Origin of the sequence: Acinetobacter sp. AOR14_HL (genome assembly GCF_027855175.1) — a bacterium.
Taxonomy (GTDB): domain Bacteria; phylum Pseudomonadota; class Gammaproteobacteria; order Pseudomonadales; family Moraxellaceae; genus Acinetobacter; species Acinetobacter calcoaceticus.
In genome coordinates this window covers 20,773-41,451 of the sequence record NZ_JAKTII010000023.1, presented here as the reverse complement: position 1 = coordinate 41,451, position 20,679 = coordinate 20,773, and the positions used below count along the sequence as shown (strand labels likewise).

Genomic DNA, 20,679 nt, shown 5'->3' with positions numbered 1-20,679 from the left:
AATGTAGATTGGGAACAGGTCGATGATGTGATCTATGGCTGTGCTAACCAAGCCGGTGAAGACAACCGTAATGTCGGCCGTATGTCAGCACTGCTTGCAGGTTTACCGTATCAGGTTCCAGCAACCACTATTAACCGTTTGTGTGGTTCATCACTCGATGCGATTGCCATTGCTGCCCGTGCCATTAAAGCGGGTGAAGCGAACTTGGTGATTGCAGGTGGTGTAGAAAGCATGAGCCGTGCACCCTATGTGATGGGTAAGTCAGACAGTGCTTTTGGTCGTAGCCAGAAGATTGAAGACACCACTATGGGTTGGCGTTTTATTAACCCAAAACTTAAAGAATTGTATGGTGTAGACACCATGCCTCAGACTGCCGAAAACGTCGCTGAAAAGTTCAACGTAAATCGTGCAGATCAGGACCAGTTTGCCTTGGCGAGCCAACAACGCACCGCAAGCGCGCAAGCCAAAGGCTTTTTTTCTAAAGAAATCGTGGCAGTTGAAATCCCTCAGCGTAAGGGTGATGCTGTTGTGATTGATACCGATGAACATCCACGTGCATCGACCACACTTGAAGGTTTAAGCAAACTTAAACCAGTTGTAAAGGCTGATGGCACTGTCACTGCGGGTAATGCTTCGGGCATTAACGATGGTGCAGCAGCATTACTGATCGCATCTGATGAGGCAGTTCAAGCTTACAACTTAAAACCACGTGCCAAGATCATTGCTTCAACAGCAGTGGGTGTGGAACCGCGCATTATGGGTTTTGCTCCAGCACCAGCCATTAAAAAACTACTTAAACAAGCCAACCTGACTTTAGATCAGATGGATGTGATTGAGCTTAACGAAGCTTTTGCTGCACAAGCTTTGGCAGTGACCCGTGATTTAGGTTTGCCAGATGATTCTGAAAAGGTCAATCCAAATGGTGGTGCAATTGCTTTGGGTCATCCGTTAGGTGCCTCAGGTGCACGCCTAGTGACTACAGCATTAAACCAGCTTGAGCAAACAGGCGGTCGTTATGCCTTGTGTTCAATGTGTATTGGTGTAGGCCAAGGTATTGCACTCATTATTGAGAGAGTTTAATCATGAGCCAGTTATATGCCAGCTTGTTTTATCAAAAAGACGTCACTGACATCTTTAGTGATTCAGCTTTAATCACATATATGATTCAGGTTGAAGTTGCACTAGCTCAAGCACAGGCACAAGTTGGCGTGATTCCTCAAAATGCTGCTCATACAATTGCCCAAGTAGCTGAGCAGGCACTAGAAAAGTTTGATTTTCCAGCGTTGGCTGTAGCAACTGGCTTAGCTGGAAATATCGCAATTCCATTTGTAAAGCAGCTTACGGCAATTGTTAAAGATGTAGATGAAGATGCTTCACGTTATGTACATTGGGGCGCAACAAGTCAGGATATTTTAGACACAGCTTGTATTTTGCAATGCCGCGATGCGTTAAACATTGTGGAAGCACAACTTCAACAGTGCTACACCACTGCATTACAACAAGCTAAGCAATATCGCCATCAGGTCATGATTGGGCGTACATGGTTACAGCAAGCTTTGCCAATTACTTTAGGACATAAGCTTGCACGTTGGGCTTCTGCATTTAAACGTGATTTGGACCGTATACAAGCAATCAAACCACGTGTACTCACTGCTCAGTTAGGTGGTGCTGTGGGTTCATTAGCTTCTTTGCAAGATCAAGGTTCACTTGTGGTAAATGCATTTGCTAAGCAGTTGAATCTGACTGTACCCACAAGCACATGGCATGGTGAGCGCGACCGTATTGTAGAAATCGCAAGTGTGCTCGGCATCATTGTCGGGAATACGGGCAAGATGGCACGTGATTGGTCACTCATGATGCAAACCGAAATTGCAGAATTGTTTGAACCAACTGCAAAGGGTCGTGGTGGTTCATCAACCATGCCGCATAAGCGTAATCCAGTTGCAGCAGCTTCAGTACTTGCAGCAGCAAATCGTGTACCAGCACTTATGTCTAGTATCTATCAAAGCATGGTGCAGGAACATGAGCGTAGCTTAGGCGCATGGCATGCAGAATGGCTGGCAATCCCTGAAATTTTTCAGCTTTGTGCTGGAGCATTAACTCGTACTGGTGAAGTTTTACAAGGTTTCGAAGTTAATGCTGAGCATATGCAGCAGAACCTTGACTGTACTAACGGGTTGATTATGGCCGAAGCTGTGATGATGGCACTGGCTCCAAAAATTGGACGTTTAAATGCACATCATGTTGTTGAAGCAGCTTGTAAAACAGCCGTGGCTCAAAAGCAGCATTTATCTGAGGTGGTTAGTCAGTTAGATGAAGTAAAAGAACATTTTTCCCCAGCAGAAATTTTGGAAATATTTAAAGCAGAAAACTATTTGGGCAACACTCAAGCTCAAATTGATGCTGTTCTGCAAGAAGCACAAGGAGGAGACATAAAGTGAAACAGCTTATAACCAATCGACAAGGTAAACAGCTCGCTGTATATACCGACGGATTAAAAGATGCTCCAGCACTTGTGTTATCTAACTCGTTAGGAACAGATCATGGAATGTGGCAGCCGCAAGTAGATGAGCTTAAAAGTCATTTTAATGTCATTACATACGACACACGTGGTCATGGCGAAAGTGATGTGATCGCTGAATCATCTTTACAAAATTTAGGTGAAGATGTTGCTGATATTTTAGATGCCTTAAATGTTGAAAAAGCTCATTTTTGTGGAATTTCAATGGGTGGAATTACAGGGCTTTGGTTAGGTATTCATTATCCAGAGCGCTTTCACAGCATTACAGTTGCAAATTCAGCAGCCAAAATTGGGCAGGCTGATGCTTGGTTAAGCCGCGCCGAATCTGTAGAACAAAATGGACTGGCTGAATTGGTTAAAACCACACACACACGTTGGTTTAGCGAAAAATTCGACTATCAACATAATGTGGTTGCACAAACGACGATTCAAAGTCTCGCAAACACACCAGCACAAGGTTATGCCAATGCATGTCGTGCTTTAGCACATGCTGATTTAAGAGATGAAATTGCACAAATCCAAATCCCAGTACTGCTGGTTGCAGGGACATATGATCCGGTGACTACAGTAGCAGACGCTGAGTTTATGCATCGTGCTATCAACAATAGCCAACTTGCTAAATTGGAAGCATCTCATCTTTCTAATATTGAACAACCACAAAGATTTACTCAGGAATTGACTAGGTTTATTCAGCAAATCTAATAGCTTAGTGATTTAAAAGGAATTGGCCTTAAGGAGGCAAATATGGCGTCTCAGGATTACGCTGCACCAAACAAAAGTATCGATGCTCAAGCACTGATTAATGATGCTCCACTCAGTAAGTATCAATGGATGATCGCAATCATCTGTTTCTTAATTATTTTTACTGATGGGATCGATACTGCTGCAATGGGTTTTATCGCTCCAGCTTTGGCTCAGGACTGGGGCGTTGACCGTTCTCAGTTAGGCCCAGTGATGAGTGCTGCACTTGGTGGAATGATTATTGGAGCTTTGGTTTCTGGCCCGACAGCTGACCGTTTTGGTCGCAAAATCGTTTTGGCAGTATCAATGCTGATTTTTGGCGGTTTTACCTTGGCATCTGCCTATGCCACAAATCTGGATAGCCTTGTTGTATTGCGCTTTTTGACAGGTATTGGGCTGGGTGCAGCTATGCCAAATGCCACCACATTATTTTCTGAATACTGTCCAACACGCATTCGTTCACTATTGGTGACATGTATGTTCTGTGGCTACAACTTAGGTATGGCAACAGGTGGCTTTATTAGTAGCTGGCTCATTCCGACTTACGGTTGGCACAGTCTATTTTTGCTGGGTGGCTGGTCACCTCTGATCTTAATGATTTTAGTGATTTTCGTTTTACCTGAGTCTTACCGCTTTTTAATTGTTAAAGGTAAAGACCCAGAGAAAGTACGCAAAATTTTAAATCATATTGCGCCAACTCAAGTTAAAGACGTAAGCACTTTTTATGTTCCAGAAGAGAAAACTGAAACGGCTCAAAAGAAAAATGTTTTTGGAATTATGTTTTCTAAACCATATGCGAAAGGAACACTTTTGCTTTGGTTGACCTATTTCATGGGATTGGTTGTTGTTTACTTGCTTACAAGCTGGTTACCAACACTCATGCGTGAAACTGGTGCCTCAATGGAGCGTGCTGCATTTATTGGTGGGTTGTTCCAGTTCGGTGGTGTGGTCAGTGCATTGTTTATTGGTTGGGCGATGGACAAATTCAACCCGAACCGAGTGATTGCTATTTTCTACTTCGCCGCAGGTCTATTTGCGATTGCTGTCGGTCAAAGCTTAGGAAATTCAACTTTACTTGCTGTATTGGTGCTTTGTGCAGGTATCGCGATTAACGGTGCGCAATCTTCAATGCCAGCTTTAAGTGCACGTTTCTATCCAACCCAATGCCGTGCAACAGGCGTGTCTTGGATGACAGGTATTGGACGTTTCGGTGCAGTATTTGGTGCTTGGATTGGTGCAGTACTACTCGGTAACGATTGGTCGTTTACTGCCATTCTCAGTTTATTACTGATTCCAGCGACTGCTGCGGCTGTTGCTGTATTTGTTAAATCACTTGTTGCGCATACCGATGCAACTTAATGGAGGTCTATCACAATGAATGATGAAGAACGCTATAAACAAGGCATTGAAGTGCGGACTGAAGTTTTAGGTGAAAAGCATGTTGGTCGGTCTTTGCAGAACTTGAATGACTTTAACCAAGATTTTCAAAATTTTATTAGCCGTTACGCATGGGGTGAGGTGTGGTCTCGTCCAGGCTTACCACGTCACACACGTAGTTTAGTGACGATCGCAATTTTATTGGCGCTTGGTCGTGAAGATGAACTACGCATGCATTTACGTGCTTGCTTCAATAATGGTGTAACCAAAGAAGATTTAAAAGAGTTGATCTTACATAGCTCACTCTATGCAGGTTTACCTGCTGCAAACGCTGCAATGCATATGGCTGAAGAAGTCTTTAAAGAATTGGGGATAGAAGTAAGCCCAGTTGCAGCGAAAGAACAGGATTAAGGAGATAAAGATGTCACAACATAGCTGGGGTGCTTACGCCCAACGTAATACAGATGATCATCCACCAGCGTATACGCCAGGTTATAAAACAAGTGTATTACGTTCGCCAAAAAATGCATTGATCTCTATTAACGAGACTTTAACTGAAGTCACTGCACCGCATTTTTCTTCAAATCTGTTTGGCCCAAAAGATAACGATTTGATTTTGAACTATGCCAAAGATGGTTTGCCAATTGGTGAGCGTGTCATTGTTCATGGCTATGTTCGTGATCAATTTGGTCGTCCTGTAAAAAATGCGCTTTTAGAAGTATGGCAAGCCAATGCTTCAGGTCGTTACCGTCATCCAAACGATAAATTTATTGGTGCCATGGACCCTAACTTCGGTGGTTGTGGTCGTACATTAACGGATGAAAATGGTTTTTATATTTTCCGTACCATTAAACCGGGTCCATATCCGTGGCGTAACCGTATTAATGAATGGCGTCCGGCACATATTCATTTCTCTTTAATTGCTGATGGTTGGGCTCAGCGCTTGATTTCACAGTTTTATTTTGAAGGTGATACTTTAATCGATTCTTGTCCGATTTTAAAAACCATTCCTTCTGAAGATCAACGTCGTGCACTAATTGCACTAGAAGATAAAAACAACTTTATCGAAGCTGATAGCCGTTGTTACCGTTTTGACATCACTTTACGTGGACGTCGAGCGACTTACTTCGAAAACGAATTGACTTAATCAGGAGCCTTAGCATGAATAACTGGAATTTTCAGGAATTAAAAGAAACTGCATCTCAAACGGGTGGTCCTTACGTTCACATTGGTTTGTTACCACAACAAGCAAATATCGAAGTTTTTGAAAACAACTTCAATAACCAGCTTGTACAAGACCAGACCCAAGGCCAGCGTATCCGTCTTGAAGGGCAAGTATTTGACGGGTTGGGTTTACCTTTACGTGATGTGCTTATCGAAATCTGGCAGGCCGATGCAAATGGTATTTACCCAAGTCAGGCTGATACACGTGAGCAAAAAGCTGACCCAGCTTTTCAAGGTTGGGGCCGTACTGGTGCAGACTTTGAAACAGGTATCTGGAGTTTCAATACTATTAAACCGGGCGCAACTGCGGGGCGTAAAGGTTCAACTCAGGCACCTCATATCGCTTTAGTGATTTTTGCTCGTGGTATTAATTTAGGTCTTAATACGCGTGTTTATTTTGAAGATGAAGCAGAAGCAAATGCCAATGACCCGATTCTAAATAGCATTGAATGGGCACCACGTCGTCAAACACTTATTGCAAAGCGTTTTGAAGAAAACGGTGAAGTTGTTTACCGCTTTGATATTCGTATTCAAGGCGATGACGAAACTGTATTTTTTGATATTTAAGAAACACCCAAGGCTACACATGCTCGTCTATGGATGCGTGTAGCCTTTTTAAGGATGAATGATATGAACATGAAAACATTATTAAGCTTAAGTTTGCTTGCACTCCCATTTTTTACAGCTCAGGTGAATGCTGAACCTGTTGCTTTAGCCGCTCAAACACAACCTACGAGTACAGCCGTTAAAACGATTGTTCCGATTACAGCAAAAACTAAAGAACAAGCTTTAGCGCAAGCTCAAGTTATTGCAAATACGGCAGATGCTGATTTGGCAGAGTTTCGAATCGATTTACTCAGTTTTGCTAGTGATACAAAACAAGTCATTGCGTTAGGTCATGAGTTAAAAAAGATTTTAGGCAATAAGCCAATGATTGCCACAATTCGTACTAAAAACGAAGGTGGTCAACTTGAAATTAGCGATGCGGATTATGGTAAGACCTATCAGGCTTATTTAAAAAATCCGTTCATGGACTGGTTAGATGTTGAAATGTTCCGTGATCAAAAAGTAGTTTCAGAAATTGTTCAAAAAGCACATCAAAAGAAAGTGCTGGTTGTGATGTCTAATCACGACTTCCAAAAAACACCAAGCCAAGATGAAATTGAAAAACGCTTGTTAAAACAAGATCAGATGGGTGCAGATGTTCTCAAAATTGCAGTGATGCCAAAATCTAAACAAGACGTTTTCACTCTAATGAACGCGACTTTAAAAGTGAGTCAGCAAACCACTAAACCTTTATTGACCATGTCAATGGGGCAGTTAGGGACGATCTCTCGTGTTGCGACAGCCAATATGGGTGGAAGTTATAGCTTTGGCATGATTGGTGAAGCATCCGCACCGGGGCAAATTGATGTGACCAAGCTCAAACAGATTTTAAAAACCGTTCAACCAACAAACCCATAAATCATAAGGACATGATGAAATGAATACATTACGTTTAACTACTCTTGCATTAGGTTTGATGGTTTCAGGTGTAGCCGCGGCTCAAACTTATGTTGTTGACCGTTATCAGGACGACAGCAATAAAGGTTCTTTACGTTGGGCAATTGAGCAAGCTAATGCTAACCCAGCCGATGCGAGCGAAATCTTGATTCAGGCAGTGGGCAAAGCACCCTATGCAATCAAATTAGACAGCGCGCTTCCTGAGATTAAAGCACCGGTCAAAATCATTGGTACCCAGTGGGATAAAACTGGTGAATATATCGCGATCGATGGTTCAAACTATATTAAAGGCGAAGGTGCGAAAGCTTGCCCGGGCGCAAACCCTGAACAGTATGGGACCAATGTGCGTACGATGACTTTACCGGGCTTAGTACTACGCGATGTAAATAACGTCACGTTAAAAGGTCTAGATATTCATCGTTTCTGTATTGGTGTATTGATCAACCGTTCAAGCAATAATCTCATTCAACATAACCGTATTAGCAATAACTACGGTGGTGCTGGTGTCATGCTTACTGGTGATGATGGACAAGGTAACCCAACTGCAACCACGACCAATAACAATAAAGTTTTAGATAACATCTTCCAAGATAATGGCGATGGTTTAGAACTAACCCGCGGTGCTGCTTTTAACCTGATTGCAAATAACCATTTTGTTTCAACTAAAGCAAACCCGGAGCCATCACAAGGTATTGAAATTTTGTGGGGTAATGACAATGCCGTAGTCGGTAATAAATTCGAAAACTATTCGGATGGTTTACAGATTAACTGGGGTAAGCGTAACTATATTGCCTACAACGAAATGACCAATAACTCGATTGGTTTTAACATGACTGGCGATGGCAACATTCTCGATAGCAACAAAGTTCATGGTAACCGTATTGGTGTTGCGATTCGCTCGGAAAAAGATGCAACTGCAAAAATTACATTGACTAAAAACCTGATTTGGGACAATGGTAAAGATATTAAGCGCTGTGAAGCGGGTGGTTCATGTGTACCGAATCAGCGTTTAGGTGCAATTGTATTTGGTGTACCTGCACTTGAGCATGAAGGATTCGTAGGTTCTCGTGGTGGTGGTGTAGTTGTTGATCCATCTAAACAACAAAAAACATGTACTCAACCAAATCAACAAGGCTGTAATGCTCAACCTAATCAGGGTATTAAAGCTCCTAAATTAACTGCGAATAAAGGTTCAGTTGCGGTAGAAGTTAATGGTTTACCAAATCAACGTTACCAAGTTGAATTTTTTGGTAATCAAAATGTGGCATCAAAAGAAGCTGAGCAATATTTAGGGGCAATAACAGTTGCTACAGATGCACAAGGAATTGCAAAAGCGAATTGGAAGCCAACTGTAAAAGTTGCCTCAATTACAGCGAATATCACTGATCGTTTTGGTGCAACTTCTGAGCTTGGTTTTACAAGTGTTAAATAACAATAAGGAAAGCGCCTCAAACTGAGGCGCAGCATAGAAATATAGAAATGATAAAAGGGACTTAAAATGCCGAATTTAATGAAACTGAGTGTATTAACAATCGCTGTATTAGGTAGCCAATTTGCGCTTGCGAATGAGCCGTGGTCGCAAGATCGTCAATGGTTGCTTGGCGACTGGAATGGTGAGCGTCAGCAGCTAGAGCAACAGGGCTATAAATTTACAGCTTCTATTATGAGCCAAGCTGCCACAAATTTAGATGGTGGTTACAACGACAGCAATACTTTTGAAAATGCTGCACAACTTTCTTTAGGTGCAAACTTCGACTTAGAAAAAATTGCTGGATGGAAAGATACAACAGCGAGCCTAGTCGTGACTAAACGTGACGGGAATGCACTCACTTTAGAGCGTATTAAAGACCCACGTTCTAGCCAATTAGGCAATGCTCAAGAGATTTATGGCCGCGGTAAAATCTGGCGTCTGTCTCAGGCATGGGTCAAAAAAGGTTTTGTTGATAACACAGTACAGGTCAAAGTGGGCCGTATGGGTATGTCAGAGGACTTTAATAGTTCTCAATGTGAGTTTCAGAACTTATTGCTTTGCGGTGGGCAGTTAGGAAAATCAATCGGTTCAATTTGGTACAACTCACCAGTTGGTGTTTGGGCTACAAATGTTAAATATCAGTTTGCGCCTGAGTGGACTTTGGGTGTCGGTGTTTATGAGGTAAATCCTGACAATATTAAAACCGAATCAAATAGTGATGGTTTTAATCTGGATATGAACAACGTGAAGGGTGCAACCATACCAGTTGAGCTTGCATGGAAACCAAAACTTGCTGCTTTTAATGGCTTACCGGGTGAATATAAAGTAGGGGCGTTGTACTCAACAGCAGAAGCGAATGACATTAAAACTGCCGGCAAAGTTCATGATGGGAAACAAAGTTTCTGGATTAATGCTCAGCAACAACTTACCCATAAAGGTGAAGACCCTAAACGTGGTTTATACGTAAGCTTGAACGGTGTTGTAAATGATAAAGCAACTACCTTTGTTCAAAGTACACAACAACTTGCACTTTGGTATAAAGGGCCGTTTGATAGCCGTCCAAATGATTCGATTGGTTTTGGTATTGCCAATTATGTGGTCAATGATCGTGCTAAAGATAAGCAGATCGCAACAAACGAAAGTCGTGGATATTATAGCTATGATGCGATTGCATCTGACTATATTCCAATTCAAGACGACGAACTAAATGTCGAGTTGAACTATACCTATCAATGGTCTCCGGCCGTTATGTTACGTCCAAACATTCAATATATCCATCAACCTGCTGGTGTAAAAGCGGTCGATGATGCTTGGGTGGCTGGTCTTAGCGTGAAAGTCAATTTTTAACAATGTTGATGGCTGGTTAGACATAGTTTAACTGGCCCAAATGCTTGAACTATTGTGTTCAGTATATGTGGAGTAGGATCTATGTCTGAGTCAGATTCTAAGTTTCATATCTTATTCAAAATATGGTGTTTTCTATTAGGCCTAGTTTTATTGGCTACTGGTGTTTTTTACATCGTAGGCGGTGGAAAGCTAGTGTCATTAGGTGGATCTTGGTATTTCCTCGTCGCAGGGCTGTTGATTACCATTTCTGCATTTAGTATTTTTCGTAAAAAGGCGCTTGGTGTCTGGATTTTTGCGGCTGTTTTCGTTGGCACTGTAATTTGGTCGCTGATTGACGCAGGTTGGGAATTCTGGCCGTTATTCTCGCGGTTAATGTTTCCTGCTGGTCTTTTTGCTGCATTGTTATTTACCTTGCCGTCAATTCGACGTTACCAATTTCAAACTAGCTTGGCATCTTCATCTTATGCAGTGGGTGGATTAGTTGTTGTTGGTATGTTGATTGCGCTCTACCAAATGTTCCAACCACATCCAACAGTAGCAAGTTCAGGTGAAAAGCTACCTTTAGTACCAGTTGACCCTGCTAAAAAACAGGTGAATTGGGAAAATTATGGAAATGATGCTGGTGGTAGTCGTTTCGTTGCTCTCGATCAAATTAACCGAGATAACGTTCATAAACTAAAAGAAGCTTGGCGTTTTAGAACAGGCGATTTTAGCACGGGTAGCGGTAATGGTGCGGAAGACCAAATGACCCCACTACAAGTTGGGAATAAAGTCTTTTTATGTACACCGCATAATAATATTTTTGCGATCGATGCTGATTCAGGCAAACAGCTCTGGAAAGCTGAGGTGAACTCTAAAGCCGATGCTTGGGAGCGCTGCCGTGGTGTTGCATACTTTGATTCGACTAAGCCACTTGTACAACCAACTTTGGCTGGTGCAAATGCAGTAACCACAGTTGCAACCAATACGGCATGTCCACGCCGTTTATATACCAATACACCTGATGGTCGTTTAATTGCAGTCAATGCAGATAACGGTCAGCGCTGTGCTGACTTTGGTGTAAATGGAACAGTTGACTTGTTAGAAGGTCTAGGAGCTGGAACTAAAGCTCCACGTTTTGAAGTCACTTCTGCACCGACTATTGCTGGAACAACCATTGTAGTAGGTAGCCGTATTGCCGATAACGTAGCCGCAGATATGCCGGGTGGTGTTATCCGTGGTTATGACGTGATTACAGGTAAACTTCGCTGGGCATTTGACGCACGTAATCCAGATCCTAACTATGTTCTTAAACCGGGTGAAACTTATAAACGTAGTTCGGCAAACTCTTGGGCTGCAATGTCATATGATCCGCAAATGAATACGGTGTTTTTACCTATGGGTAGCTCATCTGTCGACATTTGGGGTGGTAACCGTAACCCCTTAGATCATAAATATAACACTTCTGTTTTGGCACTTGATGCAACAACAGGTAAAGAAAAGTGGGTATATCAAACTGTTCATAATGATTTATGGGACTTTGACTTGCCAATGCAACCGAGTCTAGTCGACTTCCCATTAAAAGATGGTACGACGAAACCTGCTGTTGTCATTGGAACCAAATCAGGTCAATTCTTTGTGCTTGACCGTGTAACTGGTAAACCATTAACTAAAGTGATTGAACAGCCAGTTAAGCCTGCCAATATTCCGGGTGAGCAATACAGTGCAACTCAACCACGTTCAGTTGAAATGCCTCAAATTGGTAATCAGACTTTAACTGAATCAGATATGTGGGGTGCAACGCCGTTTGATCAGCTCATGTGCCGTATTAACTTCAAGTCAATGCGTTATGAAGGTTTATTTACTGCACCGGGTACTGATGTTTCATTAAGCTTCCCAGGTTCTTTGGGTGGCATGAACTGGGGTAGCATTGCTTTTGATCCGACTCATCGTTATATGTTCGTCAACGATATGCGTCTTGGGTTATGGATTCAGTTAATGGAACAGACCCCTGAAGATATTAAGATTCAGGCGAGTGGTGGAGAAAAAGTAAATACGGGTATGGGTGCTGTGCCAATGAAAGGCACACCATATAAAGTGAATAAAAACCGCTTTATGTCGGCTCTTAGCATTCCGTGTCAAAAACCACCATTTGGCACCATGACTGCAATTGACATGAAAACACGTCAAATCGCATGGCAAGTACCGCTAGGTACAGTACAGGATACTGGACCTATGGGTATCAAAATGGGCTTAAAAGCACCAATTGGTATGCCAACTATTGGTGGACCAATGGCAACACAAGGTGGATTGGTCTTCTTTGCTGCAACACAAGATTACTATTTACGTGCTTTTGATTCATCTACAGGTAAAGAACTGTGGAAATCACGTATGCCAGTAGGTAGCCAAGGAACCCCAATAAGCTATGTTTCACCGAAAACAGGTAAACAATATGTGGTTGTTACGGCAGGCGGTGCTCGTCAGTCTCCTGATCATGGTGATTATGTAGTCGCTTATAGCTTAGAACAGTAATTAAATAAGGCAAAAGAGAGCATTTCTCTTTTGCCTTTAACTTTAATATATTTTTTGTATTAAAGCCTGAGAGTAAGTTCTATTGTTTTATATAGATAGGTTTACCAAATAGTAAAAAAGTGCTTTAACTTATTGCAAAACCTAAAATATTCCTAAGATTGATAACGCTTGAACACTAGATATAGTCGAACTGTTAGATATTTTTTCGCAATGTTTTACCTATAAATAAATCTTATTTGTTTGTTAAGTTTTGTTTAACTTAAAGTTGTGAATTTTAATTAGAAATAAACATTATTAACTTTTTAGTATTGAAAAGTAGGAATTTTTTGCCGAAAAAACAAGCGTAAATATATATTTATATTATATTTATATAATTTATAGCATTACGTTAGAATGATCGTCGCAGGTTATTACTACCCAGTAATAATTTGTATTTCAGGAATTTAAGCTTTTATTGGCTTAAGGCTCATCGCAAGATGGGCCTTTTTTTATGCGACCTAAACTATAATATTTGATTATTATGAAAATAGCCTAAGCAGCGGTGTGTATCAATTAATGAAAACAATCACAAAAAATAGTCTTTAATGACAAGAAGTGTATGATTTGATAAATTAAAGCCACTTGATAATAATAGGTGATACGATGAGATTTTTGGTTCTTGCAACTTTATCTGGTTTAGCTTTGATGGGTTGTGCATCTGTTCAGCAAGCACCGAATACACAAGAAACTATTCGTTATGCTTCTAGCCCATGCTTTGGCACATGTCCAATCTATTCTGTAGAAGTAACACCTACAGGTTTAATTCGCTTTGAAGGTAAACAATACACTAAAGCTATAGGCGTTAAAGAAATTCAAGGTAGTGTAAAAGATTATAAAAAACTTGCAGATGATCTAAAAACTTATCGCCCTGAAACGGGTACACAATCAAAAACTGCGGGTTGTCAGCAAACTGCAACTGATATGTCTAGCTATTACATTACTTGGATTCAACCAAATGGCGCAGAAACAAAATTAAGCCATTACACAGGTTGTATCTCTCCAGCAAATAATAGACTGAATAAAGTCATGGAAAAGTTGCCTGAACAATTAGGCATTAAAGATCTAATTTAATGATGAAAGCCCCAGAATATTGGGGCTTTTTCTTGTTAAGAAGAATTATATACTTGAGAGTTTTGTTTTAAGTATTTCTAAAAGAATCAGCGTATAATACAGATTATAAAAACATATATTGTTAAGAGTGGTTATATGTCAAATATTGTCTATGCCTTTTTGGGTGGTTTGTTACTCGGCATCGCAACAGTTGGATATTTATATATAAATGGTCGTGTAGCTGGAATTAGTGGATTGCTTGCTCAAATCATAAATCCAACTAAAGACACCTTTAAAAGTTCTGCATTCTGGTTCATTGCGGGATTGGTAATTACACCTTTCATATATGGTTATTTTTATCAGCCTGAAATTGAAATCAAAGCCAACACATATGCACTTATTTTAGCAGGTCTAATTGTGGGCTTTGGAACACGGCTAGGATCTGGATGTACAAGTGGTCATGGTATTTGTGGCATGAGCAGGTTATCAAAACGTTCGATGATAGCAACAGCAGTTTTTATGTTTGCTGGCATGTTAACTGTTTATATCATTCGTCATGTGTTGGGGTAATCCTATGAAAAATATCTTTGCTTTTATATTTGGTAGCTTGTTTTCATTGGGTTTAATGATCTCTGGCATGTCTAATCCTGAAAAAGTTTTAAGTTTTCTAGATATATTTGGACAGTGGGATATCAGCTTAATGTTTGTAATGTTAGGTGCTATTGCTGTGGCATTTATTCCGTTTCAAAAGGCTATAAAAAGTCCAAAAACACTTTTTAATGAACAAATTCAATTACCAATGAATACACAGATTGACCAAAGGTTAATTGTCGGGGCTTTTATTTTCGGTATAGGCTGGGGAATAGCAGGTATATGTCCAGCGCCGGCTTTAACGCTTATTGGGTTAGGACATTTTGAAGCGCTTTATTTTATTGTGGCAATGTTATTAGGAATGTTTATTTACCGAGTCTTAAATAAAGGAAATTAAACCTATGCGACAACCTCTAGTAAAAGATTTTTTTCATGAAAATACCAATACTTTTAGCTATGTTGTTGCGGATTTGGTTACGCGTCAATGCGCTATTATTGACAGTGTACTTGACTACGATGCAGCTTCGGCGACTACGAAAACAACCAATGCTGATTTTATTGTCGATTATGTTTTAACTCAAAACTTCAAAGTACAGTGGATTTTAGAAACTCACGTACATGCAGACCATATGACTGCTGCCCAATATTTAAAATCTAAATTGGGTGGCACAATTGCCATTAGTCAAAAAATCTCAGTAGTACAAGAAACTTTTTCTGCTATCTATAATTTTGATTTTAAAAAATTTAATGAAAATCAGCCTTTTGATTATTTATTTGAAGATCATGAGCATTTCAAAATAGGGGATATAGCAGCCTATAACATTCCTACGCCAGGGCATACACCTGCTTGCTTAAGCTATGTAATTGCTGATGCTGTTTTTGTGGGTGATACTTTATTTATGCCTGATTATGGTTCGGCCAGATGTGACTTTCCTAAAGGGAGTGCTGCTGAGCTCTATGACTCGGTACAAAAGCTTTATAAACTTCCTGATGAGATGCGTATGTTCTTGTGCCATGACTATAAGCCAGAAGGTCGTGATGAATATGTCTGTCAAACAGATATAAAAACTCAAAAGCAAAGCAATATTCATTTAAACCGACAAGTTTCTAAAGAGGCATTCATAAAAATGCGCCAAGAAAGAGATGCTACTTTGGCAATGCCAAAATTAATTCTCCCTTCAATTCAAATTAATATGAATGCAGGAAATTTTCCGGCACCTGAAGCGAATGGCATCCGTTATTTAAAAATTCCATTTAATTACTTTTAAAAATGGCCTAAGTGGATTCATTCAATCATTACCACTCAACAAAATAGCCTAAGCGAATAATAAAATTTATCCCATAAAAATAGCCTAAGTAAGATTTAAAGAACTTGTCTCAAATCCCGCGAAGTCTCTTGCAATAAAGGCAAAATGTGTTGAATTAAATATTCTTCAGTTGTTTTCATGGTTGGAGAAACAATGTTTAAAGCTGCAACGACTTTAAAGTCTTGCCCATAAATAGGTACGGCGAGTGCGTGAACACCTAATTCATGTTCTTCACGTGAATAACACCAATCTTGTTCTCGGATCTCTTGTAGTAACTCTAAAAATTTATCGTTTTCAATATGCGTATATTTGGTTAAACGCTGTAGTGGGTATTTTTGAAGCCAGTCCAATTGTTCTTCCTGGCTTAAATGTGCCAGTAAAATTTTACCCGCCGAGGTCGCATGAGCAGGTAAGCGATTACCCAAGTGTAAGCCGTATGGATTTACACGGTCAGTTTGTTGATGCGCCGCACTACGTGCAATAGTAATGGCTTCATAACCGTCAAGTACCATCACTGAATAAATTAGAGAGGTTTGGTTAGTTAATAGGTTTAATAAAGGCTGCGATACTTTTGGAAGTTGGGCTGCACCTAAATAAGCCCCCGAAAATTTAAGAACTTTAGGGGTTAAATAGTAATAGTGACCATCTGACTCAAGATAGCCTAGATATTCTAAGGTTAATAAATGACGTCTTGCTGCCGCTCGGGTAAGTCCGGTTTTTTCAGCAGCCATAGAAATGTTTAGGCGATGTTGATTACTGCTAAAGCTATCTAAAATCGCCATACCTTTACCGATGCCAGCAATGTAATCTTCATGACGAATAGTTTTCTTGTTGTCCTGATTCTGGATTATTCGTTCATCTTTACTCATGACAGGTCCTTGTACGATGTAGGCGTTAGTAGATCAATTTGCTTTATTGAAAAAGTTTAATAATTTCATGTCGCAAAAATTGATGCCTTAAATTATCCCTTAAATCTTCATGCCAAAACATCCCCATTTTGATATTGCTCATCTCAAATGGGAGTGAATGCAAACGAATTTCCGAACTATAGGATAAATGCTGCAAAATCATTCGGGGCATAGTCAATATTGCATTAGATTGTGCACCTAGCACTTGTAACGCCGTTGAGTAGTTTTGACAGCGCATGAATACATTTCTTGAAATTTTTTGATGTTGGTTTAAATAAATATCTTCAAGTAAAGCACCCGTACGGCGTGACGAAACACCGATGTGTCGACCATTGATATAACTAGATAAATCGACTTCTTTAAGTTGACTGCAAATGACAAATTCATCTGTTACCAGATGGTCAAAGGTAATTTTTGGAGATAAGTATTGTTCCAGATCAATCACGAAGTCGAGCTGTTGTGTCGCCAAGTCTGCCATAATATGTTTTCGATCTAGCTTCATACTCACAAACTGCAAATCTAAATTAAGATTTTGAAAATGTTGAGCAAGTCTTGGAAGAATAATAGGCTCAATTTCATCATGCACGGCGATTTTTAAGTTTTTTAAACTGGTTGGGTCAAAGGCATGTTTCTGCTGGCTAATATTTTGAATGGTTAAAAGCGCTTGCTTCACAGTGGGGTAAATCTGTTCTGCAAAAGGCGTTGCAGACATTTTATTACCTACACGTATAAATACATCATCTTCAAGTTGTTGACGTAACCTTTGCAAGGCGTGGCTTGCTGCCGATTGCGTAATATTAAGACTACTTGCCGCATTTGAAATACTTTTTTGCTCATAAATAGCGATAAAAAGCGGATATAAATTGATATCTATTCGGTGGAAAAAGCTTAAATCAAGCCCATGCTGGTTATGAATATTATTCATGATGTGTTATTTAATAAAATCATTTCATTCATATTAAGTTTCAAGTTATGTTGATGTAAAGACAAGATAATGATGTAAAGGAAAAATAATGTTTGAACTCTCAAAAACAGCTCAAGATTTTGTCGAGCGAACAAGAAGATTTATTCAAGAAGAAATAGAACCTGTTGAAGCAAAATTTTGGGAAGAAGTTCATGAGCTAAATCCGGATGGAAACTGGAAAAAATGGCAGTGGCCAGCACTTCTAGAAATGCTGAAATCTAAAGCGAAGCAAGCTGGCCTTTGGAATATGTTTTTACCAGATGACAAGCTTGGTGCAGGGTTAACAGTTCAGGAATATGCTCACATTGCCGAATTAACTGGTCGTAGTTTATTGGCGCCCACCGTTTTTAACTGTAACGCACCTGACACAGGGAATATGGAATTGTTATGGCGCTATGGCAGTGAACAGCAAAAACAGCAATGGTTACAGCCTTTACTGGATGGAAAAATTCGCTCTGTTTTTTGTATGACTGAACCAGACGTTGCTTCAAGTGATGCAACAAATATGCAAGCAACTGCACTCATAGAAGGGAATGAAATTGTTTTAAATGGCAAAAAGTGGTGGTCGTCTGGTTTAGGTGACCCAAATGCCAAAGTCATTATTTTTATGGCTCATACCCCAGATGAAAGCAAAGACCGTCATCATCAACACTCCATGGTTTTAGTGCCTATTGATACGGCGGGTGTTGAAATTCAGCGTATGTTACCTGTGTTTGGTGACTACGATGCGCCACATGGACATGGTGAAGTCCATTTTAATAATGTTCGAGTGCCTCTTGATAACTTTATTGGTGGAGCGGGTCAAGGTTTTGAAATTGCTCAAGGCCGCTTAGGGCCGGGACGTATTCACCATTGCATGCGCTGTATTGGAGCTGCTGAAAAAGCTTTAGAACTGATGATTGACCGTGGTATGTCTAGAACTGCGTTTGGCAAAGAAATTTTAAAACTCGGTGGGAACCTCGAACGGGTAGCTGATGCACGGGTAGCGATAGATCAAGCTCGGCTTTTAACCTTGTATGCAGCCTATAAAATGGATACTTTAGGGAATATGGCCGCTTTAACAGAAATATCTGCAATTAAAGTGGTGGCTCCAAGTGTTTTAGAAAAAGTAGTCGACATGGCGATTCAGCTACATGGTGGCGCGGGCGTTTCAAGAGATACACCATTAACAGGTTTCTTTGCTCAAGCGCGTAGTTTACGTTTAGCTGATGGTCCAGATGAAGTACATAAAGGCATGATTGCCAAATTAGAGTTAGCCAAACGTGGTTATGGTCGTCATAAGAAAGTATAAGTTTAAAGGAAATTAGAATGTCGGTAATTGATATAGGCGGTGAAGTACGTGAAGGTGAAGAACTTGATATTGGGGCAGTTGAAAGCTGGTTAAAGAACCAAGGTGTTGAGTTGGTTGGCCCAGCAATCGTGACCCAATATACAGGTGGTGCTTCAAATTGGACTTATCGTTTAAAGTATGAAAATACCGATTTAATTTTACGACGTCCTCCAAAAGGAACAAAAGCGAAGTCAGCCCACGATATGGCCCGTGAATATATGGTGCAAAAAAATCTTGCGCCTTATTATCCAGTGCTTCCTAAAATGGTGGCACTTTGTCAGGATGAATCGGTTATTGGCTGTGATTTTTATGTGATGGAACGCATTGAAGGAATTATTCCTCGTGCAAAATTACCGCCTGAGCTTGGCTTTAATGAAGAAGATGTTCATCAACTTTGTGTAAATGTGCTTGATAAGCTCATTGAATTACACCAAGTTCCTTATGAAAACACGCCTTTAGCTGAACTGGGCAAAGGTACAGGATATTGCCGTAGACAAGTCGAAGGTTGGGATAAGCGTTATGAAAAGGTCCGAACGCTCAACGTCCCTTCATTTAAATATGTTCGAAAATGGTTGAAAGATAATGTCCCTCAAGATTCAACGACTTGCATTATTCATAACGATTGGCGATTTGATAATGTGATTTTAGATCCAGAACATCCAACTGAAGTGATTGGCGTGTTGGATTGGGAAATGGCAACGCTGGGTGATCCATTAATGGATTTAGGCAGTGCTTTGGCCTATTGGGTTGAGCCTACGGATAATATGATTTTCAGATCGACACGTCGTCAGCCTACCCATTTGAAGGGAATGTTCTCTCGTAAAGAAGTTGTTGATTATTACCTGCAAAAAACAGGTTTGAACCCTCAAAACTGGGCTTTTTATGAGGTATTTGGCGTATTCCGTTTAGCAGTGATTGCTCAGCAAATCTATTACCGCTATTACCATAAACAAACGCGAAATCCAGCGTTTAAAGATTTTTGGATCGTCATTCATGCGTTACATATCAGAGCTTTAAAACTTATTGGGCAGCAAAAAATTCAAGAATCGGAATTTGCCCAGCAATCTCTACAGAAAATACAGGGTATTTTAAGAAAATGACCACAATTTATCTGGTAAGACATGGACAGGCATCATTTGGTAAAAGTAATTATGATGAGTTGTCTGAAAATGGTGAGGCTCAAGCGACTTTATTAGGGCAATACTTTAAGCAAATATTGAAAGAGCAACCTTATGTTGTGGCCGGAACCATGCAGCGCCACGAGCAAACTGCACAACTCGCATTAAATGAATGCTTTCCAGATGCAGTGATTAATCACAATAGTTTATGGAACGAGTTTAACCATCAACAGGTTTTTGCACGCTATGAACCGCGTTTTGAACAACCGGAATTGTTAAAAGCTGACGTAGCACAAGATAATAATCCGCGTGCATATCTTGCCAAAATATTTGAAGGCGCAATTGGACGATGGACAGATGGCGATTTTCATCATGAATATGATGAGTCATGGCCGCATTTTAAAGACAGAGTTGAAACAGCACTACAACAACTTTGTGATGAATTGGCAAAAACCAAACCTCGCTATGCAGTCGTTTTTACCTCTGGTGGTGTGATTTCTGTAGCAATTGGCAAATTACTTGAACTGAGTCCAAATCGAACTTTTGCCTTGAACTGGGCAATTACCAATACAAGTCTCACCACTTTACGTTTAGTTGGAAATGAAGCTCAGGTTTTAAGTTTAAATGAACATCATTTTATAAAAGCTGAACGTCCAGATTTACTGACATGGATTTAA

General features: G+C 40.3%; 20 protein-coding genes. 18 read left to right on the top strand and 2 right to left on the bottom strand.

The genetic code is table 11. The features are described 5' to 3' along the window. The 15 genes from pcaF to MKL38_RS19000 all read left to right on the top strand — a co-directional run. Window positions 1–1,080 (top strand): 3-oxoadipyl-CoA thiolase (pcaF, locus tag MKL38_RS19070; RefSeq protein WP_270904131.1); only part of this gene is annotated, 1,080 nt, incomplete at its 5' end. A 2-nt stretch (window positions 1,081–1,082) separates the two neighbouring features. Continuing rightward, window positions 1,083–2,441, top strand: coding sequence for a 3-carboxy-cis,cis-muconate cycloisomerase (pcaB, locus tag MKL38_RS19065; protein WP_270904130.1), 1,359 nt, complete (start codon window positions 1,083–1,085; stop codon window positions 2,439–2,441). Further along, window positions 2,438–3,223, top strand: a complete 786-nt coding sequence (gene pcaD, locus MKL38_RS19060) for a 3-oxoadipate enol-lactonase (protein ID WP_270904129.1) — start codon at window positions 2,438–2,440, stop codon at window positions 3,221–3,223. Before pcaB ends, pcaD begins: the two co-directional genes overlap by 4 nt. Window positions 3,224–3,265: 42 nt before the next feature. Beyond that, window positions 3,266–4,621: an MFS transporter gene (locus MKL38_RS19055; RefSeq protein ID WP_005040146.1), complete on the top strand. Its 1,356-nt coding sequence runs from the start codon at window positions 3,266–3,268 to the stop codon at window positions 4,619–4,621. 15 nt (window positions 4,622–4,636) lie between these two features. Beyond that, window positions 4,637–5,050, top strand: a complete 414-nt coding sequence (pcaC, locus tag MKL38_RS19050; RefSeq protein WP_005040148.1) for a 4-carboxymuconolactone decarboxylase — start codon at window positions 4,637–4,639, stop codon at window positions 5,048–5,050. Window positions 5,051–5,060: 10 nt separating this feature from the next. Continuing rightward, window positions 5,061–5,786, top strand: coding sequence for a protocatechuate 3,4-dioxygenase subunit beta (gene pcaH / locus MKL38_RS19045; protein WP_003652026.1), 726 nt, complete (start codon window positions 5,061–5,063; stop codon window positions 5,784–5,786). 14 nt (window positions 5,787–5,800) lie between these two features. Continuing rightward, window positions 5,801–6,430: a protocatechuate 3,4-dioxygenase subunit alpha gene (pcaG, locus tag MKL38_RS19040; protein ID WP_003652024.1), complete on the top strand. Its 630-nt coding sequence runs from the start codon at window positions 5,801–5,803 to the stop codon at window positions 6,428–6,430. A gap of 69 nt (window positions 6,431–6,499) precedes the next feature. Next, window positions 6,500–7,327 carry a type I 3-dehydroquinate dehydratase gene (gene aroD / locus MKL38_RS19035; protein ID WP_130172936.1) on the top strand — a complete coding sequence of 276 codons (828 nt, stop codon included), beginning with the start codon at window positions 6,500–6,502 and terminating at the stop codon, window positions 7,325–7,327. A 19-nt stretch (window positions 7,328–7,346) separates the two neighbouring features. After that, window positions 7,347–8,798 (top strand): NosD domain-containing protein, encoded by a 1,452-nt coding sequence (locus MKL38_RS19030; protein WP_270904128.1) that lies wholly within the window; start codon window positions 7,347–7,349, stop codon window positions 8,796–8,798. A 66-nt stretch (window positions 8,799–8,864) separates the two neighbouring features. Further along, window positions 8,865–10,184: a carbohydrate porin gene (locus tag MKL38_RS19025; RefSeq protein ID WP_270904127.1), complete on the top strand. Its 1,320-nt coding sequence runs from the start codon at window positions 8,865–8,867 to the stop codon at window positions 10,182–10,184. Between the two features lie 81 nt (window positions 10,185–10,265). Continuing rightward, window positions 10,266–12,695 carry a glucose/quinate/shikimate family membrane-bound PQQ-dependent dehydrogenase gene (locus MKL38_RS19020; protein WP_270904126.1) on the top strand — a complete coding sequence of 810 codons (2,430 nt, stop codon included), beginning with the start codon at window positions 10,266–10,268 and terminating at the stop codon, window positions 12,693–12,695. Window positions 12,696–13,346: 651 nt separating this feature from the next. Next, a complete protein-coding gene (locus tag MKL38_RS19015; protein WP_270904134.1) occupies window positions 13,347–13,805 on the top strand; it encodes a DUF6438 domain-containing protein in 459 nt (152 codons plus the stop codon). Between the two features lie 135 nt (window positions 13,806–13,940). Continuing rightward, window positions 13,941–14,354, top strand: coding sequence for a YeeE/YedE family protein (locus tag MKL38_RS19010; protein WP_198079248.1), 414 nt, complete (start codon window positions 13,941–13,943; stop codon window positions 14,352–14,354). Between the two features lie 4 nt (window positions 14,355–14,358). After that, complete coding sequence (locus MKL38_RS19005; RefSeq protein ID WP_270904125.1) at window positions 14,359–14,772, top strand: DUF6691 family protein; 414 nt, start codon at window positions 14,359–14,361, stop codon at window positions 14,770–14,772. 4 nt (window positions 14,773–14,776) lie between these two features. After that, complete coding sequence (locus tag MKL38_RS19000; RefSeq protein ID WP_270904124.1) at window positions 14,777–15,643, top strand: MBL fold metallo-hydrolase; 867 nt, start codon at window positions 14,777–14,779, stop codon at window positions 15,641–15,643. Between the two features lie 95 nt (window positions 15,644–15,738). Here MKL38_RS19000 and pcaU read toward each other — a convergent pair whose 3' ends face one another. Then, a complete protein-coding gene (gene pcaU / locus MKL38_RS18995) occupies window positions 15,739–16,551 on the bottom strand; it encodes an IclR family transcriptional regulator PcaU (RefSeq protein ID WP_003652006.1) in 813 nt (270 codons plus the stop codon). Window positions 16,552–16,594: 43 nt separating this feature from the next. After that, complete coding sequence (locus MKL38_RS18990; RefSeq protein ID WP_270904123.1) at window positions 16,595–17,515, bottom strand: LysR family transcriptional regulator; 921 nt, start codon at window positions 17,513–17,515, stop codon at window positions 16,595–16,597. A gap of 88 nt (window positions 17,516–17,603) precedes the next feature. Between MKL38_RS18990 and MKL38_RS18985 the strand changes: the two genes are divergently transcribed. From MKL38_RS18985 to MKL38_RS18975, 3 genes are read left to right on the top strand one after another with little or no spacing between them, the layout of a single operon-like run. After that, a complete protein-coding gene (locus MKL38_RS18985) occupies window positions 17,604–18,845 on the top strand; it encodes an acyl-CoA dehydrogenase family protein (RefSeq protein WP_270904122.1) in 1,242 nt (413 codons plus the stop codon). 17 nt (window positions 18,846–18,862) lie between these two features. Next, complete coding sequence (locus MKL38_RS18980; protein WP_270904121.1) at window positions 18,863–19,984, top strand: phosphotransferase family protein; 1,122 nt, start codon at window positions 18,863–18,865, stop codon at window positions 19,982–19,984. Then, window positions 19,981–20,679, top strand: coding sequence for a histidine phosphatase family protein (locus tag MKL38_RS18975; protein WP_270904120.1), 699 nt, complete (start codon window positions 19,981–19,983; stop codon window positions 20,677–20,679). Before MKL38_RS18980 ends, MKL38_RS18975 begins: the two co-directional genes overlap by 4 nt.

Bases quoted from the DNA above. Each gene is read 5' to 3' on its own strand.
- pcaB (WP_270904130.1), top strand. From the start codon at position 1,083: ATGAGCCAGTTATATGCCAGCTTGTTTTATCAAAAAGACGTCACTGAC.
- MKL38_RS19055 (WP_005040146.1), top strand. From the start codon at position 3,266: ATGGCGTCTCAGGATTACGCTGCACCAAACAAAAGTATCGATGCTCAA.
- pcaC (WP_005040148.1), top strand. From the start codon at position 4,637: ATGAATGATGAAGAACGCTATAAACAAGGCATTGAAGTGCGGACTGAA.
- pcaH (WP_003652026.1), top strand. From the start codon at position 5,061: ATGTCACAACATAGCTGGGGTGCTTACGCCCAACGTAATACAGATGAT.
- pcaG (WP_003652024.1), top strand. From the start codon at position 5,801: ATGAATAACTGGAATTTTCAGGAATTAAAAGAAACTGCATCTCAAACG.
- aroD (WP_130172936.1), top strand. From the start codon at position 6,500: ATGAAAACATTATTAAGCTTAAGTTTGCTTGCACTCCCATTTTTTACA.
- MKL38_RS19030 (WP_270904128.1), top strand. From the start codon at position 7,347: ATGAATACATTACGTTTAACTACTCTTGCATTAGGTTTGATGGTTTCA.
- MKL38_RS19025 (WP_270904127.1), top strand. From the start codon at position 8,865: ATGCCGAATTTAATGAAACTGAGTGTATTAACAATCGCTGTATTAGGT.
- MKL38_RS19020 (WP_270904126.1), top strand. From the start codon at position 10,266: ATGTCTGAGTCAGATTCTAAGTTTCATATCTTATTCAAAATATGGTGT.
- MKL38_RS19010 (WP_198079248.1), top strand. From the start codon at position 13,941: ATGTCAAATATTGTCTATGCCTTTTTGGGTGGTTTGTTACTCGGCATC.
- MKL38_RS19005 (WP_270904125.1), top strand. From the start codon at position 14,359: ATGAAAAATATCTTTGCTTTTATATTTGGTAGCTTGTTTTCATTGGGT.
- MKL38_RS19000 (WP_270904124.1), top strand. From the start codon at position 14,777: ATGCGACAACCTCTAGTAAAAGATTTTTTTCATGAAAATACCAATACT.
- pcaU (WP_003652006.1), bottom strand. From the start codon at position 16,551: ATGAGTAAAGATGAACGAATAATCCAGAATCAGGACAACAAGAAAACT.
- MKL38_RS18990 (WP_270904123.1), bottom strand. From the start codon at position 17,515: ATGAATAATATTCATAACCAGCATGGGCTTGATTTAAGCTTTTTCCAC.
- MKL38_RS18985 (WP_270904122.1), top strand. From the start codon at position 17,604: ATGTTTGAACTCTCAAAAACAGCTCAAGATTTTGTCGAGCGAACAAGA.
- MKL38_RS18980 (WP_270904121.1), top strand. From the start codon at position 18,863: ATGTCGGTAATTGATATAGGCGGTGAAGTACGTGAAGGTGAAGAACTT.
- MKL38_RS18975 (WP_270904120.1), top strand. From the start codon at position 19,981: ATGACCACAATTTATCTGGTAAGACATGGACAGGCATCATTTGGTAAA.